Origin of the sequence: Silicimonas algicola, from assembly GCF_003970735.1 — a bacterium.
GTDB classification, from domain to species: domain Bacteria; phylum Pseudomonadota; class Alphaproteobacteria; order Rhodobacterales; family Rhodobacteraceae; genus Silicimonas; species Silicimonas algicola.
This window is the reverse complement of the sequence record NZ_CP034588.1, coordinates 3,991,986-4,010,461: the sequence shown is the minus strand read 5'-3', so window position 1 is coordinate 4,010,461 and position 18,476 is coordinate 3,991,986. Positions and strand designations below refer to the sequence as shown.

Genomic DNA, 18,476 nt, shown 5'->3' with positions numbered 1-18,476 from the left:
GCATGTTTCAAGCCTGCCAACAATAACCGGCACCGGGCCCTTCCGGAGAAGGCCGAGACACCCTTGCACTGGAGAGCAAGATGCCTTCCTTGAACACGCTTGTGGGCGAGCATGACCACCTGTTGGAAACCTATGAAGCCGAAGTTGAGGTCGAATATCGCGGCGAGCGATACCGCGTCCGTAACAACGGCGCGGTCTATCGACTAAACGAGTTCCGGAAACGCGCACGTCCGCTCGACAAAACATGGTCCTTTGGACGCCAGAGCCTCACGACCGGCTACCATTTCTTGGCCGGTGAACCGATCCATCGCATAGTCTGCACCGCTTTCAACGGTCCGCCACCCACCGATCAACACGTCGTCGATCACATCGACACGAACCGCGCGAACAACAGGCCCGAGAATCTGCGCTGGCTCACAAGGCTGGAAAACGCACTCCTGAACGAAATAACCGCCCGCCGCATTGAGCTGGCTTATGGGTCGATTGATGCGTTTCTCCAAGATCCCTCCAGGCCCAGAAACGAGACATCATTTCCCGACGTCTCATGGATGCGGACCGTGACCAAGGAAGAGGGTGCCAGAACCAAGTCCCGCTTCGAATCATGGGCAAGGAGCGGATCGGTTCCAAGCGGAGGCGCAATCGGCGAGTGGCTCTATGGCACCCGTGAGCGAGCTGACTTCGAGCCGGAGCCGGAAGAGTATGAAAGCCGGACGCCATCGGCCATCCAACTAAAATGGAGGGTCCCGACCGAGTTTCCGGGATGCCCGGAGGCGGTATCAGAAGATGGGTTGGAGCGATACGCTCAGAACCTCCGGTTCGGTGAGGTCTTCGCTCGGAACAACATCTACCAGAGCTTAGTCGTTCAATGCGCGCTCGTAGAAGGTGGTCTGGTCGTTCTTACCCGTGCTGCCGAAGCTGACGCGATCAAGGACTGGGCTGTCGCCATGATCACGATCCGAGGCGAGCTGTTCGTTCACCGCAGCGAGCATCAATATTTCACGCTTCAGGGTGCGCTGAAAACCTTCTGCGAGCTGACCGGCGAAAGTTTGAGCGATAGCATCGATGACTATACGTGAAGGCGTGCGGCGCTACTACGTGTAACCGCCGTGCAATCCCTGATGCCGGTTCGGCCCTTAGCTGGCGGTCGAGAGCTTGCCGACGCCGCGCCGCGATGCTCCCCGAAGCAGCCGTTTATGGTGTGGCACAGCGTTTCGCAGGAAAGGGAGGTTCCACCTCAGGCATGGGTTGCACCGCACGGATACTAGTGCCACTTGATCAGTAGAAATTTCGATAATTCAAGTTTATCAATTAGTAATTCATATGGTTAAGTTGTCGGAGAAGCTATGACTTGGCATATCACCGCTCGCATGGCTTGGCATGATCGCGGCTGGGACGGCCGGGTCTGCGATGATCCAGCAGCCAACACATACTGCACGGGCAGCCATTCGCTTCTTTCAGAGCGACTTGCGCGGGAAAAGCGGATCGAATGCGAGCGGCCATGCGCGGCGCTCGACGCCGACTTGCCCGACTATCAGCCGCCCTGCTTCTGGACGTCATCCGCTTTCGCGCCGAAGCCGACGAAAGTCTTGCACCGTCATCCGTTCCCGCAATATCGTGACGAGAAGCAGATCGAGGAGATGCTTCCCGCAAATTCGGTTTACACTTGGCCATTCCGCCTCGCGATGACGCATTCGTCGAAGAACCGGCACGGCAATTACTTTCCTGACCTTGATGCCCGGATCAAACGCTTTGCCGGAAGGCTCAGTCCCGGTCGGTCACTGGTCTTCTTCTACCTGAACTACGACAACCCGGTCTCAGCGGACGATTACAAATATGCACTCGTAGGGTGTGCCCGCCTTGCTGACTTCGCAATGAGCGGCGAATTCCCGTTCGACGCAGATGAGTTGGCAGAAATCCGCGGCTCGAATCCGCGGATGAAGAACTTCCCGGTCGAGAATTGGGCGTTGCAGTTGAGCCATGAAGGTGCCGCCGATGGCATCGTGCTTCCGTATCATGCCTATTTAGCCCACATCGCTGCGAATCCCGACGACGAAGCCAAGCTCGACGAAATTCGCGTGCTGGTCGACGAGCCAGCGCTGCTTCCCAACTTCAAGTATGTCTCCGAGCAGGTCCATGACGACCACGCGCTCGGGCTGCTCTACAAGCTCAAGCGCGCACTGGCGCGAGCACAGGAACACGGCATCGCCGATGTCGATGCCATGGTCGACCGGATTGAGAATTATATCGCTGACGCCTGGACCGACCGCGGCCTCTATCCGGGTCTCGGATCGGTGCTCAACGTCCTCGCCGACCTGGCGGAAGGCGAATTTCAGGTCGAAGGCAGCCGCGGCGCAGCGCTTACCGCAGCGCTGCGCGACTCGCTCGGCGAGGGCGAGGACTTGCTCGATTCAGCGATCTCGCTGCTCGAATCCAAGGACCCCTTGCCCCGGGCATTGTCGGCGCATAAGGCGACGGTGCGCGATGCGCGGGCGGGGTATCGCGACAACAAGAGCCTCAAGACGCTGCTCCGTAAGCTGACGCTGTTCACGCTGACCCCACGTCAGGTAGGGCGCATCCTGTTTCCCGAGGACGGCGACCCGCACGCTTTCGCCGGCCTCGCGCTGTCACCGGACGACATCGCCGCCAACCCCTACGTGCTCGCCGAAAGCTATGTTCCTGCGACCCGCAATGCGCGCAACGAACGCGAGGATCTCGACCGCGAGCAGCGCAGCGATGCAGCGATCGACTATGGCGTCATCGACATCGGTATGTTCCCCGATCATCGCCATCTCGAACGCCGCGATGATCTCCACGATCTCACGGTCACCGGCCCCGAGCGGCTCCGCGCCTTCGTGTATGAGGCGCTGACCGCCGCTGAGGCGCAAGGTCATAGCTTCGTGTCGACCGGCACGTTGGTCGAGCATGCCGCACGCCATCCGCTCTTTTACCGCGACAAGCTCAACGTCAACGAGGCGCAGTTCCTCTCGAATGAGCATCTCGCCCATTTCCGCGAGAGGATGCACATCGAGAATGTTGACGGCACCCACTACTTCTATCTCCAGCGCGCCTGGCATGCCGAACAAATAGTTACCCGCTTCGTTTGCGAACGGCTCAAGCTGCCGGCACTAACGCGCAATCTCTCTTGGATCGCCGGCTATGTCAGCACCGAGTCCACCGCGCTTGCTGCTGAGATCGACGGGTTCGACGCCGAGGGATTCGGCATCGAACGCACGCGGATGATGACGAGCGCGATGACGCAGCGCTTCTACTGCGTGACGGGCCGGCCAGGGTCGGGCAAGAGCCAAGCGATCGCCGAGCTGCTCAAGCGCTTCGATGCCGCGAACGAGCGCACAATCGTGCTTGCACCCACGGGCAAGGCGGCGCTGCGCCTCAATGCCGAGGCACCGGAAGATGTGACATGGGAAGCGGAGACTATCGACCGGTGGATTTGGCGATCGGGCCTAAGTAATTATCTGAGCGATGGCGCTGATTCAATGGCCATGGCACGAGAGCCGCGCTTCGAGCAATTCGACAATCTCGTCATCGACGAAATGTCGATGGTAAATCTCCATCACGTCGCCTTGTTGTTCCGTGCAATCGAAGTGCATCAGCCGACATCCACGCTACGCGTGATCCTTGTCGGTGATGAGAATCAGTTGCCCCCAATCGGCTGCGGTAAGCCATTCCAAGACGTGATTAGCTATTTGCGCGGGGAGCCTGACTATCAGACCGTCAACACCGTCCGCCTCACCGCCAACTGCAGGCAGCGCCACGATTCGACCGTGATTGAGGCGGCGCACCTCTTTGTCGGCAAGAGCCGCTACCATGACGAGCTCTATGCGAAGCTTCGCGAGGGCGGAAGGGTCAGCGACTATCTCGATGTCCGGTATTTCAGTGGTGCCCAAGAACTGCAGAGCCACGTCGCCGATTTCGTGACCACCACGCTTGACATCGCAGTGCCTGATCACCGCGACCGCTCGCAGCAGGAAGCATTCAACCTGCTCCTTAAACTCTACGACAAGGGCCATGTCCCCAAGAACGATGCGGCGGCGCTGGAGCTGGACCGGGTGCAGTTGCTTTCGCCCTATCGCGGCGGCCCGACCGGTGCGCTCGGCCTTAGCAACTTCGTGCGGGACACATATCGCGCCGAAGCCAAGGAGGACGAGTGGAAGCAAAAGAACGGCTTCGTCCACTCGGACAAGATCGTCCGCATTCGCAATTACTATGTCTACAACGACAAAACCAAGCAACGCGAGTTGCGCCTGTCGAACGGATCGGTCGGAGTGTTGTGCGGAGGCCGCAAGGGCTGGAAAGCATTCTTTGCCGAGAGCAAGTGTGGATTCGACTGGGGCAAGCTTGATCCTGAGGATTTCGAACTCGCCTATGGCCTGACCGTCCACAAGGCGCAGGGCAGCGAATTCGAGGAAGTGCTGGTCGTGGTGCCCGACCGTCGGGCGCTGTTGTCACGCGAAATGATCTACACCGCGATGACACGGTCAAAGACGCGCCTCACCCTGCTCGTCGAAAAGTCAGAACGCGCTAACCCGTTGGCGGTGGCGCGCGATCGCTCGGTGCTTGCGCAGCGCAACTCCTCGGTATTCGCACGCCCATTTGACGCCGCAAGGCTGTTCGAGCCTGAGAACGGGGTCAAGGTTCGCTCCAAGATTGAATACATGATTTACCAGGCGCTGGTCACCGCACGCAACGCGGGCACCTTGAATTTCAGCTATGAGTCAGCGCTCGACCTGCCGTTCGGGGAGCGGACCGTCACAGTGCATCCCGACTTCGTCGTCCAGTCGGGTGGTCGGACTTACTTTTGGGAGCACCTTGGCATGCTCGACCGACAGGATTATGCCCGCGACTGGCGCGAGCGACGGCGTGCCTATGCCGCCGCCGGGTATGAAGCGGCGCTGCTGACAACCGACGATCTGTCCGGCGTCCGCGCCGATCAACTCGCGAAAGTTGTCCGCGACATCACCGCGGGCAATCTCGCCGGGCGGGCCGACTTGGGCTGGTCACTGCACCACTACACCCTTTAATTACTCACAGGTTCGGTAGTCGAGTGATTGTCCGATCTCGAAACGGGGCGTTTGTTCTCGGCGCTTGGCTGAGCATTGACGCCTGTCTGCAGTTCACCCGGAAATAGCCATTCACGACTGCCGCATCGAACGACTGCTCTCCGCCCCTTCTTCCCGAAAGTCTTGGCGGCGGCGACAGAAATCGAGCACGTACGGCGAATAGCAGGAAGGTCCCCGATCCAGACATTGCCGCATGTTTGGTGCGACCGCTAACGGCAGAAGGAATTCGCAGTTACAAACTCGTGGACCGACGTCCGCCACTCACCAGCAAGCGAGGGAGAGCTGATATCCGAATGCTCTGCATAGGTGTCCATTCGAGCCTAGCGCGATCTTAGCGGCATAACACTCTCGCTTTCTGTCGGCAGGTGAGCTCCCGAGCAAAAGGCATAGGACGACCAGCCCCGGCATCTTGCCCGGACCGTCCCCATGCCCTCAGCAGTCCTGTCGGCCGGAGCCGCCCCGTCGCTTCAGGCCCAACTGGTCGTGCGTCCTCGCCAGCTAGTCGGTAGCTACTTGCGACGCCTGAACGCTGCGCCGGGAACCGGGCTTCTACCTTTCGGACTGCCCGTGGCATGTGGTCCCGCCCCGTGGTATGCCTTTCCGATCTGGTGCCACCGTCTTGCAAACCGTCCACCAGATCGACCCCGTGCTAAGAGTGCGGGGTCACTCTTTTTCAGTTCTCCTCAATCAACTGAATGTCATCTTGTGGCTCGGACCCGACCAGCTCATCGACAAGGTGCTCCATAGTCGATCGCTGCTTATTACTGGGGTGCCATGCCGGGTTCTTCGCCTGCTTTAGAACAGAACGAGCAAATCCCTTTGCCCATTCGTTCCCCGGCTCCTTGGCAGTTGCGCGCATGTGATAGAGAAGCAGGTCGAGTGGGCGTCCAGTCACTGGCTCGCCCCCATGCGCTGGAGCAAGCGCTGATACTGTTCATCAGTCATCGACCAGAGAACGGCCTTCGCGAGAAAGGCGCGCTCCTCTGGCGATAGTCGCAGGTAGAGGACAGCCGCCAGGCTCCACATTGCCCACTCGTCCTGTAGCGTCAGTGAATAACCAACCATTCTTGCGACCGCCTTGAGTCGTGGTTTGGCGCGTCGAGACATCGTGGAGCGGCTACGTGTTCTCCCTTTTCGTGCTCCATCCCTGGTCTGGATTCCCCTGGACATTAGCTAAGTTGCCTGCTCCGCGCGGCTTTCGAGCCACGCAGAGATATCACCCGAGCGCCATCTGACGGCTCGAGCGCCGAGCTTTAGCGGCTGGGGGAACTCCCCCTGCTTCATCCACGCGTAGATTGTCGAACGTGAAAGCCCGGTGCGGGTTTCAACTTCGCCGCGACGAAGTAACTTCTCTGACATCGAGCCCTTCCTTGCAGTTATCGGAACTGCAGGGACCTCAACAGAAAAGCACCGTGGATTGGTCAGCAGCTAGCGTTCAATCTGGTCCTTGTTGGGTACTGAGCTGAGAGAACGGAGCGCGGTCGCTGCCCTGAGTGTGTTTCCGTCACCATCGCGGAACTCAAGCGCCTCAAGGACCTCTTCGAGAAAGCGACCGAAAGGTCCTGGGCCGTGGAAGCGCTGCGAGGTCGGCGCCTTTTTGCCCGTCTCGGATTCCCAGATATTCCGGCAAATGTGCGCCACGGCAGCCGCTTCCCAGTTCCGCCGCTCTTTAGCATCTGGGATCCGATATCGACGGGCATACTTTAGCAAGCCAGTCGCTGTGTCTCGAATCTTCACTAATGATATTTGAACAAAGTCCTCGGCATCTTTAAAATCTTGATGTCCTTGTCCCGGAAACTCGAATTCGATTGAACGATAGATCGTAGTTCTTGTCTCCTCTTGCATATCCTCGAGGCACGATATCGCACCTTGCAGATGCCTTCGAAGGCTTTCCAGACTTGCGACGTCACGCTGATGCCCAAGCAAGAATGCGCTGCTACCGAGGCCCATCGCAGAAATCTGCCAAGCGCGATACTCTGGATCACCGCAACGCGGGAGATGCTTCAAGATAGCATTTTTCAACCTACCGTAATCTTTTTTGTGAGACATTAGTAGCTCTGCAACGGCACAATTACCGCACCTTCTTTCCCGCTCAGAAAGTGATCCCAGCTACTCATCATTGCTCGACGCTTCTGGAAGAGATCACTTCGTGCATAAGCCTGCTCCGCTGCGTCGCCCATCTTGTGTCCAAGGGCGGCCTCCTGTACTTCGCGCGGAAAATTCGTGCGCTCTTGGCCCCAAGTACGGAAAGACGTTCTGAAGCCGTGTATGTCGGCATTGAAACCCAGTTCTTTGACCAACTTGGAAAGTGTCATGTCTGACAGCGCCTTTCCGCGGACGCTGGGAAACACGAGACCGGGGCCATCCTGCAGAGATATCGCTTCATCGAGAATTTCCAGCGCTCGTTCTGAAAGTGGGACGCGATGCGGACGCTTCTGCTTCGCCCTTGACGCTGGCACGGTCCAGGTCTTCGTCTCGAAATCGATCTCTTCCCAATGGGCCAAGCGAACCTCTCCAGATCGGCTCGCGGTCAGGATCAGGAACTCGATTGCCATCTTTGTCGCCGTCCATGCACGCGAGGCGTGTATGGCCTCGATGCAGTCAGCGACTTCCGAGTAGTGGAGCGACTTGCGATGCTGCGGCTCGCGCGTCTCACGGGGCAGGGCGAGCGCTTGTGTCGTTGCCGGGTTGTCCTTGCACACGCCTTCGGCGATCCCCCACTTGAACACCGACGAGACCCGGTAGATCAGTTTCTTGGCGACCCCCGGTGCCCTTTCTCGTGCACCAAGGATCGCCTGACGAACTTCTGCGCTAGTCACATCCGGCAGCGAGACATCGCCGAATCTGGGCCAGATGTAAGTCTCGAGAGAAGACAGAAAGGCAGCGCGGTCTTTCGGGTTTTTCCAAGTTGGAGACAGCTCTTCGTGGGTCTTTTTTGCTGCCTCCCGAAAGGTCAACGCTGCCTTGACGCGACGCTTCTCGGCTAGTGGGTCCCCGCCGCCCCGCACTAACCTCTTGTTCTCCAGCGCCTGCTCCCGTGCTTCGGCGAGCGTGACGACCGGCGGACTGCCTAGGCCAAGTTCACGCCGCTTGCGGCGAACGGTGACGCGCTGCACCCAGAACCGGCTGCCGTTTGGTTTGACCAACAGGAACAGGCCTGTGCCTTTTCCATCGTGATACTTGCCTGGTTCCTTCACCGAACCGACGAAGGCTGCAGTCAGAGCCTTTGAGCGAGACAACGGCGTTCCTCCTTTAGTCCCCCCTAAAAATGGGGGAACATGTCGGAACCTACAAGAACGTCTAGGTCGAAAATCGTCAAGGTATCAAAACATCGTTTGATATTAGGCGGACATCTACGGTATTTGGTGGCCCCTGCTATGGCGCCTCCCCAGCGCGCCAATTTACATAAGCTTTCTGCGCAATTGCGCATTCGAAGCCTAAACGTTGTCAATGCTGTAAGGCAGATGGACGCGGGTCAGGCGGTTAGCGCGAGAGCTCACGCAGCGGTCATCCCGCCGTCCACCGTATAGGCGGCTCCGTTGACATAGGCCGCGTCGTCGGACGCAAGGAAGGCCACGACACCAGCCACCTCGTCGGGGGTGCCATAGCGCCGCATCGGGATTGTCGCCGCGAATGCGTCATGGGCGGCTGCTGCCGCTCCGGGTCTGGCGCCTTCCTCGATCGACTTCATCATTCGGCTGTCGATAGGGCCGGGGTTGATGCAGTTCACGCGAATGCCCTTGGGACCCCATTCCACTGCCGCCGCTCTCGTCAGGCCCAACACGGCATGCTTGCTGGCCACATAGGCGCTCAGGCCCGCCGATCCGGTCAGACCGGCCACGCTGGAGGAATTGATGATGCTGCCGTGCCCAGCCCTGGCCATGACCGGTATGACAAGCTTCATTCCAAGGAAGATGCCGATCACGTTGACCTCCATCACTTTCCGGAAGGCGTCCGTCGGGAAGTCCGGGATTGGGGCGACCGGGCCCTCGATCCCTGCATTGTTGAAGAAGATGTCGATGGTGCCGAAGTTTTCGACGGTCGCAGCGACGGCGGCGCTGAAGGCTGCCTCGTCGGTCACGTCCGCCTCCAGCACCAGAAGGCGCGCGGCATCCGGGACCGCAGCGCGCAGCGGACCGAAGTCCGCACCTGCCACGTCGGTAGCGGCAATAGTCGCCCCCCGGGCTGCAAGCAGTCTGGCGGACGCCAATCCGAGCGCACCCGCGGCGCCGGTCACGAGGGCGATCTTTCCGGTCATGGATTGGGTCATCGTCTTTCCTTTACGGTAATTCCTGCTGCACAACGGATAGTCGGGCCGCCCACCCGGTGCTTGGGACGAAGGGGACAGTTGCATCGGGTGGGACGGGTCGTTCCCCGGCGGCGGCAACGGGACGTGTTCCACCGCAGGGTCATGACTGAATATGGATCATCAATCAGGGCCGCGCACTGCCTCAGGTTGGTGCAGGCGGTCGAAGTTCTTGTCGTCCGTCGGTCGCAGTCTGGGCTGCGTCCAGGTTCGCCTGCCGCACCATGGCCTGCGGCGCGGCGACCTGCCACCCCGGCAGTAATGTCGCCGAGGGCTCAGACCCGGAGGTGCCGCGATGGTCGGGAGCGGGATGCTGCGGGTTGCGGACGCACCGCTGGCAACCGCCGCTCACAGGCCTCGTCGGATGCGTCAACGACCTTGGTCGAAAAGTCGGACGCAGTGTGGTGTTCCGGCATGTCCATCGGACCCCCGGAAACCCGCGAACGGTCCGGGCGGGACGGCAGACGGATGATCGCGGAATTCTACAAGCTTGGTTTTCGTCACATGCTGATCTGTATCAAGGCGCGCACCAGCACCCCATGTGAAGCAGGCGAATGGAAGTCCTGCCGGAAAGGGAAGGCTGACGGATGACTGTCGATCCCTACGAGACGCTTGGCCTGACCAAATCCGCCACTGCGGATGACATCAAGAAGGCGTACCGCAAGCTGGTGCGCACCAGCCATCCCGACCTGCATCCCGACGACGCCGGGGCGGAAGCGCGGTTCAAGGCCATCGCCACCGCCTATGATCTGCTGAAGGATCCCGTCACCCGTGCCCGTTTCGACGCGGGCGAGATCGATGGGGCGGGCGCTGAACGGCCGCAGCGCCAATACTACCGCGATTTTGCCGATGCCGGAGACAACCCCTACCAGCAACGACGCGGTTTCGAGCGCAACGTCGATCCTGCAGACATCTTTGCGGAAATCCTGCGGCAGCGAACACGCCAGGGCGGCGGCGACTTCAACGGTCGCGGGTTTTCCGCGCCCGGCCCTGATTTTCGATATGCGCTAGAAGTTCCCTTTCTCGACGCCGTTCGTGGAGGCGAAATGCGTCTCACCCTTCCGGAAGGAGGCAGTGTCGCGGTGAAGATCCCCGAGGGGGCGCACGACGGCCAGACACTGCGCCTGCGCGGAAAGGGGGGGTCGGGCTTTGGGGACGGTGCGCCGGGCGATGCCCTGATAACCCTGTCGGTCCGCCCGCATCCCGTTTTCAGGCGCGAGGGTGACGATATACTTCTCACCCTGCCCATCACGATCGACGAGGCCATACTCGGGGCAAAAGTCACCGCGCCGACCGTCAAGGGGCCCGTAAATCTGACGATCCCGAAAGGTGCGAGTTCCGGCCGGGTTCTGCGCCTACGTGGGCGCGGCGTATCACATCCAGGGGGAAAGACCGCCGGGGATCAGCTTGTGGAACTCAATATCGTGACACCCCCGGAGATCGACGAAGCCTTGCGGGATTTCCTGACCGAATGGCGCAAGACCCATTCCCACGACCCGCGTGTCGATCTGCTCAGCGAGGCCGCACCATGACCGAACACCTGACTGCGGACGAGGTGCTTGCCGCTGTCCCGGGTCTGACGCACACCCGTCTTGCAGCCTTCGTCGAGTCCGAGTTGATCACACCGCTGCGCCGAGAGGATGCGGGTGCCCCCGTCCATGTCTTTCGCCGGGTTGATTGCGCCCGCCTGCACCTGATTTTCGATCTGACAGAAGGTCTTGAGCTCGACGACGCGGCGCTTGGCGTCGTGATCACGCTCATCGATCAACTTCATGCCACACGCCGCGACCTTCTGGCCATTGCTCGTGCCGTGGATGCCGAAACACCAGACGTCCGTGCCCGGATCGGTTCGGCAATCGTGCGGTTCGTCAGATGATGCCGGACCCGTGTTCGTGATCCACGCCCGGACCTTCTTTAGTCGACCGCGACCTCGGCGTTCCAAATTCCGAAGCTGCGTCTGCCGTATGTGACCGTGACCGAGGGCGCGTCAGGGAGAGTCCCTACCGGTGCCACGATCAAACCACGGGGATGCCTGGTCGCCCAAACCTTGACGTCATGGAGCGAGGACGCGTCGTAGATGGGAGAGGTGAGGCGCCCTATGAAGTTGAACTCGGCGTTGTAGGGCTTTCCGAGGTAGGCAATGTCCTGGCCATCTCGGCCCGCGAAGTGTCTAGTGAATTCCTGAATATCGTTGTTACGTCCAAGGGCACTGGCCCCAATCCAGGCATTCAGAACGGCGAACGTCGACAGTGTCCACAGGGTGATGCCGAACAGCGTCCTTCGGCCAAGAAAGATCACCGTGAGCGCCGCGTATCCAAGCAGAAGCGCCGCACCGGCAAGAGTGCTGTCCGTAATCCAGATTGAGGTCCATTGGTCCCCGTTTACGAACAGGCCGATGGCAACTCCTGATGCTGCCAAGCCAGAGCCGATGACGGCGAGGTTGCTTCTGACCCGAAGCCTTCGGGTCTGCAGGACGCTCGCGAGCAGGATCGACAACGCAGGCAGTTCAGGAAGAAGGTAATGCACCTGCTTGCTTGCGATCAAACTGAAGAGCAGAAGTGCTCCGGCGACGTGAAGGACCAGCATCCGTACAGCCGGATGTGCGAGTTCAATTCGCCCCATCGCGCGCCATGCGTCGAGGTTCAGGGACCATGGCAGAAGATAGATCGGCAGCAGCGCCAGGAAGAACCAAGCCGGGCGGGCGTGGTCGAAGGCGTTCGCCACTCGTCCAGCCGTCTGGGTCCAGAGCAGTTCGTCGCGATAGGCATCGCCGCCAAGCACGAGAGCGGGCAGAAGCCAGGCGGCAGCGATGACCGCGCCGATCCCCAGAGCGGACAGCGTTCCCTTGAGCACCGAGGACAGCTTTACGTTTGATGCCCGCCACGCGCCCGAAAACAGCAAGACCGGCAACGTGTGGAGAAGTATGACCGGACCCTTCGCGAGTATACCGAGCCCGAGGGCCAGACCGCAGACCAGCCAACCCATGCGCCGGTCCTCGCGCAGGGCTGCCCATGCGCCGCTAAGGAACAGAAGTGTCATCGCCGTCAGCATCGCGTCGAACATCGTGAGGCCGGCGTAAAGCCCATAGAAGAGCAGCGAGGTCAGCACGGCGGCTGCGGCGGGGGCAATATCGGGCCGGTCCGGATACAGGCGGCGCGCAAGAACGAAGGTCAGCGGAAGATTGAGGATGGCGAACGCGGGTCCGACAAGTCGCGCTGCAACTTCCGACACCCCGGTCACCGACCAGACTGCGTTAATCAGCCAGAAGAGCAACGGAGGCTTGTGCGCGTAGGTCTCTCCGTTCTTCGTCGGGACGAAGTAATCGCCCGAGAGGTGCATCTCCCACGCAACCGAAAGATACCGGGTTTCGTCGATCGGAAGCGCGGGCCGCAGGAGAACGCCACCGACGAAAACTACCGCCAGAAGTCCAGCAAGGCACCAAACCTGCCACAGGTCCGTGGCGCGTTCGGTTCGCTTATCGAGGTCTTGTGCGAGAAGCATGGTGCCGCGTCCCTACGCAGCCCGTCTGAGCTGCAACAATCGAAAATTCGCGACATTGCAAAATCGTAATATTTCGGCAAACTGAGTTCAATCTTACCTCCTTAGGTCCGACTTTGAAGTAGCCGCTTCACTGCGGCTGGAACGGATTCGGGGTGGCGAGTGACACGGACTTCCAACACCAACGGTCTGGCCTGTCCGGATATTACCCTCGGCCTTGCGGACACTACGACCATTGCGCAGAGCGAGGGGCCGGCCGTATATTCTACGCATATGAAGGCTCGCAACAACATATGACTCGCCTGTGGTTCATGGCGCTTGTGGCGTCCTGTGTGGTCTTCACACTTGTGCCCCAGGTGGACATCGCGTTTTCATCGCTGTTTTACAGAAACGGCGGCTTTTCCGGCACCGGATCAAATGTTCTGGAAGCGGTGAGACAGTCGATCTGGACGGCGTCAATCTGTGTAGCGCTGTTTGCGCTTGTGGGGGCCCTCGTCGCGATTGTGCGCGGCAGTTTCCTGGGCTCGACCTACCGTATCTGGAACATCGTCGTCGCCGTCTACATCCTCGGCCCTGGCATAGCCGCGAACCTCGTTCTCAAGAGCTATTGGGGACGAGCGAGGCCTGCGTCCATCACCGAGTTCGGAGGCGCGACCGATTTCACTTCGGCCCTTTGGCCAACAGACCAATGCGAGTGGAACTGCTCGTTCGTCTCGGGCGAGGCGTCCGGGGCGGCTGCCGCCGCGGTGGCGATCTGGCTCTTGTCGGCGCCTATATCCAGTCCTTGGCTGCGCCGGACCATTCGTGCCTGTGCCGTTGCCATTCCCATTGTCGGCTCGGCGTTGCGTATCGCGGCGGGACGTCATTTCTTGTCCGATGTCGTTTTCGCTGTCCTCATCGTGACGGGAATTGCATTGGTCATGCTTAAGTATCGCAGACGCGCGACGGCGGAGGTGACACTTGCTGCAGAATAGAGGCTTGCCCCGGGAATTCACGATCGTCATTCCCGCCCTCAATGAAGAACAGGTCATCGGCGACCTGTTGCGCCGGATCGATGCCGCGCTCGCTGGGCGGAGCTTCGACATCATCGTCGTGGACGACGGATCGGATGACGGCACGGCAGCGCAGGTTCTCGCCGGTCCATCGCATTGGCGGGTCATCCAGCATGATGTGCGCGCCGGTCAGTCGGCGGCCATTCACACTGGCGTCGTCGCCGCTCGCAGCGAACTCATCGTCACGCTCGATGCCGACGGGCAGAACCCACCCGAGGAAATTCCGAAGCTGCTTGCTGCATGGTCGGAAAACAAGGGCAAGGTCGAACTGGGTTTGGTCGCCGGCCAGCGCATCAAGCGGCAGGACCGTCGGGCAAAGCTGTGGGCATCGCGCGCCGCCAACTTCATTCGGGGCGCTGCTCTCAAGGATGGAACGCGAGATACGGGCTGCGGGCTGAAGGTCTTTCCGCGAGAGGTGTTTCTGTCACTCCCCTATTTCGACCACATGCACCGTTTCCTACCCGCCCTCGTGGTGCGGTCGGGCTTGGTGGTCGTGCATGTGGATGTCGCCCACGCCGCCCGGCAGGGGGGTGTTTCGAAATACACCAACCTGCAGCGCGCGCTCGTCGGCGTCGTCGATCTGGTTGGCGTCATGTGGTTGATCCGACGTAAAAAAACGACGCATGCGCGCGAACTTCAGAAGGCGCCGGCAAAACTTAGTAACGTTCAGTGAGCGCGAGATAGGAAGGCCACGAAATGTCCGCCATTTACGACTTTCTGGGAGTCACCTCGGCTACCGAGTTGACCTGGGTGGCTATTGGCCTGGCCGGGCAGCTTCTCTTCACGGCCCGGTTCATCGTCCAGTGGATCGCATCCGAACGTGCCGGTCGATCGACAATACCGATCGCGTTCTGGTGGTTCTCGATCTGCGGCGGTTTCGTTCTCCTCACCTATGCCATCTATCGCGCCGACCCGGTATTCATCCTCGGTCAAAGCATGGGTGTCTTCATCTACGCGCGGAATCTCTGGCTGATCCGGCACGAGTCCGTCGTTACGGGATGAACGATCGCGCGGGACTTTTCCTGCTTGTCGGTGTCGTCACCGCGCTCCGGTTGGCCGTCCTCGCCCTGACGCCGACCGACCTGTTTTATGACGAGGCACAGTACTGGGCCTGGGGACGGGGCTTTGCCTGGGGCTATTTCTCGAAGCCGCCGCTCATCGCCTGGGTTATCGGGTCGACCACGTCGTTGGCGGGAAGCGACTCCACGTTCTGGGTCCGCGTGGCGGCGCCTCTGTTCCACGGGGCCACAGCCTTGATCCTCGCGGAATGGATGGGGCGGATCCATCGCCCCGCCGCGCTATGGGTCGCCGCGGTCTACCTGGCCATGCCAGTGCTGGTCATCGGTTCGTGGATGATCTCGACCGACACGATCATGGCCCCGTTCCTCGCCGCTGCCCTCTGGAGTTGGTGGCGGGCCCTCGAGACGCGCAAATGGCAATTCGGAGCGCTCGCCGGGGCGCTGGCGGGGATCGCCGTGCTTGCAAAATACGCCGGGGCGTACTTCTGGCTTACGGTGGCCATCGCCGCCTTCTGGCCCGGATTGCGGCCCGTGCCGCGCGCCCTCGGCGCAGCCTTGCTCGCATTCCTGATCACGATCGCGCCGAACCTTCTCTGGAACGTGCAGAACGGATTGGTCACCCTGTCGCACACCGCTGACAATGCCCGCTTGGGCAGCGGCCTTGCAATGGACATAGGCGGTCTTCTGGAGTTTCTCGCCTCCCAGGCTTTCGTCATCGGACCTGTGTTCGCGGTTCTCTGGCTCGGCGCAGTCAGGCGTTCGCACAGCCGGATCGAGACTTATCTTCTGGTCGCCTCTGTTCCTATCCTTGTCCTCGTTGCCTTCCAGGCTTTGACCGCGAAGGCCAATGCCAACTGGGCCTTCGCGGCCTACCCCGCCGCTGCGGCTCTGGTCGGGCTTCGGCTGTCGCGCACGGGCCAGACGAAGACCCTTCTTGCCGGGCTTGGGGTCAATCTGGTTCTGATACTCGCCGTGACGGTGCTTATCGTCAGTCCCGGGCTCGCGCCGAAACTCACCGACCGCTACACGGGTCGAAGCGCCGTCATGGGTAACATCCTTGCCATCGCACGGGGGCGGCCAATCGCATCGGACGAGCGCGAGATCCTTGCCGACCTGACCTACGCCGCCCGCGACAACAGTGGGGCCCAGATCCTGGCACGGACCCATTCGGGAGCCCCTCGCCATTGGTACGACATGGCCGCACCCCGGTCTGAGACCACCGCAGTTGCTCTGGTCACCTACGCGGCGTCGTACGAGTGCGACGGCGTGTCTATCGCTCCGGAAGCGTCCATCGCGCCCGATCGCGGCGCCTACTCCGGGCGTCACCTCTACCTCTACCACCTGCCGTCGAGCTGCCCCTGAGACGGCGCAACTCCGTCGCCATTCCCATCAGCGCATCATAAGAAAGGAGGAAGTCGGCTTGGAACTCGAGAGCATGAACATCCTCCTCATCGAAGACGATGCAGAAACCGCGGCCTATGTGACGTCCGGTTTCCACGAGGAGGGCCACTCGGTCCGGCACGCGGCGAATGGATCAGACGGCTTCCTCGCGGCGCTCGACGACGACTACGACATTCTCATCGTCGATCGCATGATCCCGAAGCTCGACGGGCTGTCTCTGGTCAAGGCGCTTCGCGACGCCGGAAACCGGACCCCGGTCATTTTTCTCAGCGCGTTGACCGCGATACGGGATCGGGTCGACGGCCTTCAGGGCGGCGGAGACGATTACCTCTCCAAGCCCTTCGCCTTCGCAGAGCTTTCGGCTCGTGTTCAGGCATTGGCCAGACGGCCTGCGCTTGCGACGGAAGAGACCGAGTTGCGCACGTCGGACCTGATCGTCGATCTGCTGATTCAGAAGGTCACACGGGCAGGTACCGAGATCCGTTTGCAGCCACGGGAGTATCGGCTGCTCTGCTACCTGATGCGGAACGCGGACCGCGTCGTGACTCGCACGATGCTGCTCGAGTCGGTCTGGGACATCAATTTCGATCCCCGTACGAACGTCGTAGAAACACAGATCAGCCGCCTGCGCGACAAGGTCGACAAGCCCTTCGACAGGCCGCTAATCCATACCGTGCGCGGATCCGGATATCGTATCCATGGTTGACCGGAAGATGCGCAGCCTCTGGCTGCGTCGTACCAGTCGGCGGCTCTCCGTCCAGTATTCGCTTCTCTACACGGGGCTCGTTCTCGTCATTTTCCTTCTCGCGTATTTCGTGTCTCGCTACGAGATGCGGGACTGGGCGAAGGACTTGATGCGCGACGATGCCGCATCGCTTCAGGTGGTGTTCGACGAAGGCGACTTGGACAGCCTCCGCGCAAGTGTCGAAGCACTGTCGCGACTGAGCGCCGCCCGCATGCGGATCTTCGGGCTATTCGATGAAGCAGGCAACGCGATCTCCGGGAAACTGGAGTCGGTGCCCGATGTCAGGTCGAGCACGCATGTCTCTCTAAGGGAACTCGGCTTGCCGCCGGACCCGTCGGGGGAGGTGGATGGATACTGGGTTCAGATCGACCGGATCGGGCCCTGGACACTGATCCAGGGCATCAGCGATGAGGTGATCTTCGAACTTCTCGAGGCGCTCGTCGCCGCGCTTGTGTTCGGTTTCGTCTCGCTTCTTGCGCTCGGCCTCTTGCTGGGAAGCCGCATAGGCCGTCTGACGGAGGATCGCGTCGCCATAATCTCCGACGTTCTGGGACGTGCGTCGTCGGGCGATCTGTCTGCCCGGATCGCGGCGAAGGATCCTGCTTTCGACGATCTGGGGCAGGTCGAGACGAGGATCGATCACGCGCTTGGGCAGATCGAGTCGCTCGTGACCGCGCAACGCCAAATCACCGTGGATGTGGCGCACGACCTGCGTTCGCCGCTCCAGCGACTTCGGCAGAGACTGGAGCGTCTTGCCCCGACCTCGCGGTTTGAAGACGACAAGGCCGCGGGGTTGGCTGCGATCGACCAGATCGAAAGGACCTTCAACGCACTTCTCACGATCGCCGACCTGGAGCACGGCCAGTCCGCCTTCGACCTCGCCGCCGTGCCAGTCGGTCCGATGCTGGACGACCTGCGCGATCTCTACGAAGAGGCGGCGGTGATTGCCGGCATGACGTTCGACGTCTCGTCTCCCGGCCCTGACGTCGCCGTCCTCGGCAATCGCAACCTGCTGCTGCAAATGCTTGGGAACCTCGTCGAGAACGCCATCAAGTATTGCCCGCGCGGCGCGAGGGTCGCGGTGTCGGCGACGTCCAGGGGTCGGCAGGTCGATTTCACGGTGCGCGACAGCGGGCCCGGCATGGCGGAAGGGTTTCTCCCTCACGCCTACGACCGTTTCTCGCGGGAGGACCCGTCACGTCATATTCCCGGAAATGGCTTGGGTCTCGCCATGGTGAGGGCAATTGCCATCGGCCATGGAGCGACCGTCACCCTGAACAATCTCGATCCCGGTCTATGCGTACTTGTGTCCGGACTCTTCAGTTCGAGCGTGAACGAAGCCGCCTTGTTCGAGGGCCGCGTCGCGCGCTAGATCGT

Annotated in this window: 16 protein-coding genes; 10 read left to right on the top strand and 6 right to left on the bottom strand. The window is 60.9% G+C overall.

Annotated features, from left to right (window positions below):
* Window positions 1–80: 80 nt before the first annotated feature.
* Together EF888_RS19880 and EF888_RS19875 are read left to right on the top strand one after the other, a co-directional pair.
* The gene (locus EF888_RS19880) at window positions 81–1,076 is read left to right on the top strand and encodes an HNH endonuclease signature motif containing protein (RefSeq protein ID WP_109760402.1); all 996 of its coding nucleotides are present in this window, start codon (window positions 81–83) and stop codon (window positions 1,074–1,076) included.
* Window positions 1,077–1,343: 267 nt separating this feature from the next.
* Window positions 1,344–5,039: an ATP-dependent DNA helicase gene (locus EF888_RS19875; protein ID WP_109760403.1), complete on the top strand. Its 3,696-nt coding sequence runs from the start codon at window positions 1,344–1,346 to the stop codon at window positions 5,037–5,039.
* Between the two features lie 930 nt (window positions 5,040–5,969).
* Here the strand turns inward: EF888_RS19875 and EF888_RS21990 are convergent.
* The 5 genes from EF888_RS21990 to EF888_RS19855 all read right to left on the bottom strand — a co-directional run bounded on the left by EF888_RS21990 (window position 5,970) and on the right by EF888_RS19855 (window position 9,336).
* Complete coding sequence (locus EF888_RS21990; RefSeq protein ID WP_164721764.1) at window positions 5,970–6,143, bottom strand: hypothetical protein; 174 nt, start codon at window positions 6,141–6,143, stop codon at window positions 5,970–5,972.
* A 108-nt stretch (window positions 6,144–6,251) separates the two neighbouring features.
* Window positions 6,252–6,437, bottom strand: coding sequence for a helix-turn-helix transcriptional regulator (locus tag EF888_RS19870; RefSeq protein ID WP_109760404.1), 186 nt, complete (start codon window positions 6,435–6,437; stop codon window positions 6,252–6,254).
* Between the two features lie 69 nt (window positions 6,438–6,506).
* Window positions 6,507–7,100 (bottom strand): hypothetical protein, encoded by a 594-nt coding sequence (locus EF888_RS19865; protein ID WP_206508376.1) that lies wholly within the window; start codon window positions 7,098–7,100, stop codon window positions 6,507–6,509.
* 26 nt (window positions 7,101–7,126) lie between these two features.
* Window positions 7,127–8,317 carry a tyrosine-type recombinase/integrase gene (locus EF888_RS19860; protein WP_109760405.1) on the bottom strand — a complete coding sequence of 397 codons (1,191 nt, stop codon included), beginning with the start codon at window positions 8,315–8,317 and terminating at the stop codon, window positions 7,127–7,129.
* 257 nt (window positions 8,318–8,574) lie between these two features.
* The gene (locus EF888_RS19855) at window positions 8,575–9,336 is read right to left on the bottom strand and encodes an SDR family NAD(P)-dependent oxidoreductase (RefSeq protein ID WP_206508375.1); all 762 of its coding nucleotides are present in this window, start codon (window positions 9,334–9,336) and stop codon (window positions 8,575–8,577) included.
* Window positions 9,337–9,971: 635 nt separating this feature from the next.
* On the opposite strand from EF888_RS19855, the gene EF888_RS19850 reads away from it, so the two are divergent.
* Entirely contained in the window at window positions 9,972–10,916 is a 945-nt protein-coding gene (locus EF888_RS19850; RefSeq protein ID WP_109760407.1) for a DnaJ C-terminal domain-containing protein, read from the top strand.
* Window positions 10,913–11,260, top strand: a complete 348-nt coding sequence (locus EF888_RS19845) for a hypothetical protein (RefSeq protein ID WP_109760408.1) — start codon at window positions 10,913–10,915, stop codon at window positions 11,258–11,260. Before EF888_RS19850 ends, EF888_RS19845 begins: the two co-directional genes overlap by 4 nt.
* Window positions 11,261–11,298: 38 nt before the next feature.
* Here the strand turns inward: EF888_RS19845 and EF888_RS19840 are convergent, their stop codons facing one another.
* The gene (locus EF888_RS19840; protein ID WP_109760409.1) at window positions 11,299–12,885 is read right to left on the bottom strand and encodes an ArnT family glycosyltransferase; all 1,587 of its coding nucleotides are present in this window, start codon (window positions 12,883–12,885) and stop codon (window positions 11,299–11,301) included.
* Window positions 12,886–13,175: 290 nt separating this feature from the next.
* Here EF888_RS19840 and EF888_RS19835 point away from each other — a divergent pair, with 290 nt between their 5' ends.
* The 6 genes from EF888_RS19835 (at window position 13,176) to EF888_RS19810 (ending at window position 18,471) form a co-directional block, all read left to right on the top strand.
* Entirely contained in the window at window positions 13,176–13,856 is a 681-nt protein-coding gene (locus EF888_RS19835) for a phosphatase PAP2 family protein (protein WP_109760410.1), read from the top strand.
* 4 nt (window positions 13,857–13,860) lie between these two features.
* Window positions 13,861–14,607, top strand: a complete 747-nt coding sequence (locus EF888_RS19830) for a glycosyltransferase family 2 protein (protein WP_241239748.1) — start codon at window positions 13,861–13,863, stop codon at window positions 14,605–14,607.
* Window positions 14,608–14,630: 23 nt separating this feature from the next.
* Window positions 14,631–14,936 (top strand): lipid-A-disaccharide synthase N-terminal domain-containing protein, encoded by a 306-nt coding sequence (locus EF888_RS19825; protein ID WP_109760412.1) that lies wholly within the window; start codon window positions 14,631–14,633, stop codon window positions 14,934–14,936.
* Entirely contained in the window at window positions 14,933–16,315 is a 1,383-nt protein-coding gene (locus EF888_RS19820) for an ArnT family glycosyltransferase (protein ID WP_109760413.1), read from the top strand. Before EF888_RS19825 ends, EF888_RS19820 begins: the two co-directional genes overlap by 4 nt.
* A 73-nt stretch (window positions 16,316–16,388) precedes the next feature.
* Window positions 16,389–17,060, top strand: a complete 672-nt coding sequence (locus EF888_RS19815) for a winged helix-turn-helix domain-containing protein (RefSeq protein ID WP_109760499.1) — start codon at window positions 16,389–16,391, stop codon at window positions 17,058–17,060.
* Entirely contained in the window at window positions 17,053–18,471 is a 1,419-nt protein-coding gene (locus tag EF888_RS19810) for a sensor histidine kinase (RefSeq protein ID WP_109760414.1), read from the top strand. The genes EF888_RS19815 and EF888_RS19810 overlap by 8 nt, the downstream gene beginning before the upstream one ends.
* The last annotated feature ends 5 nt before the right edge of the window (window positions 18,472–18,476 follow it).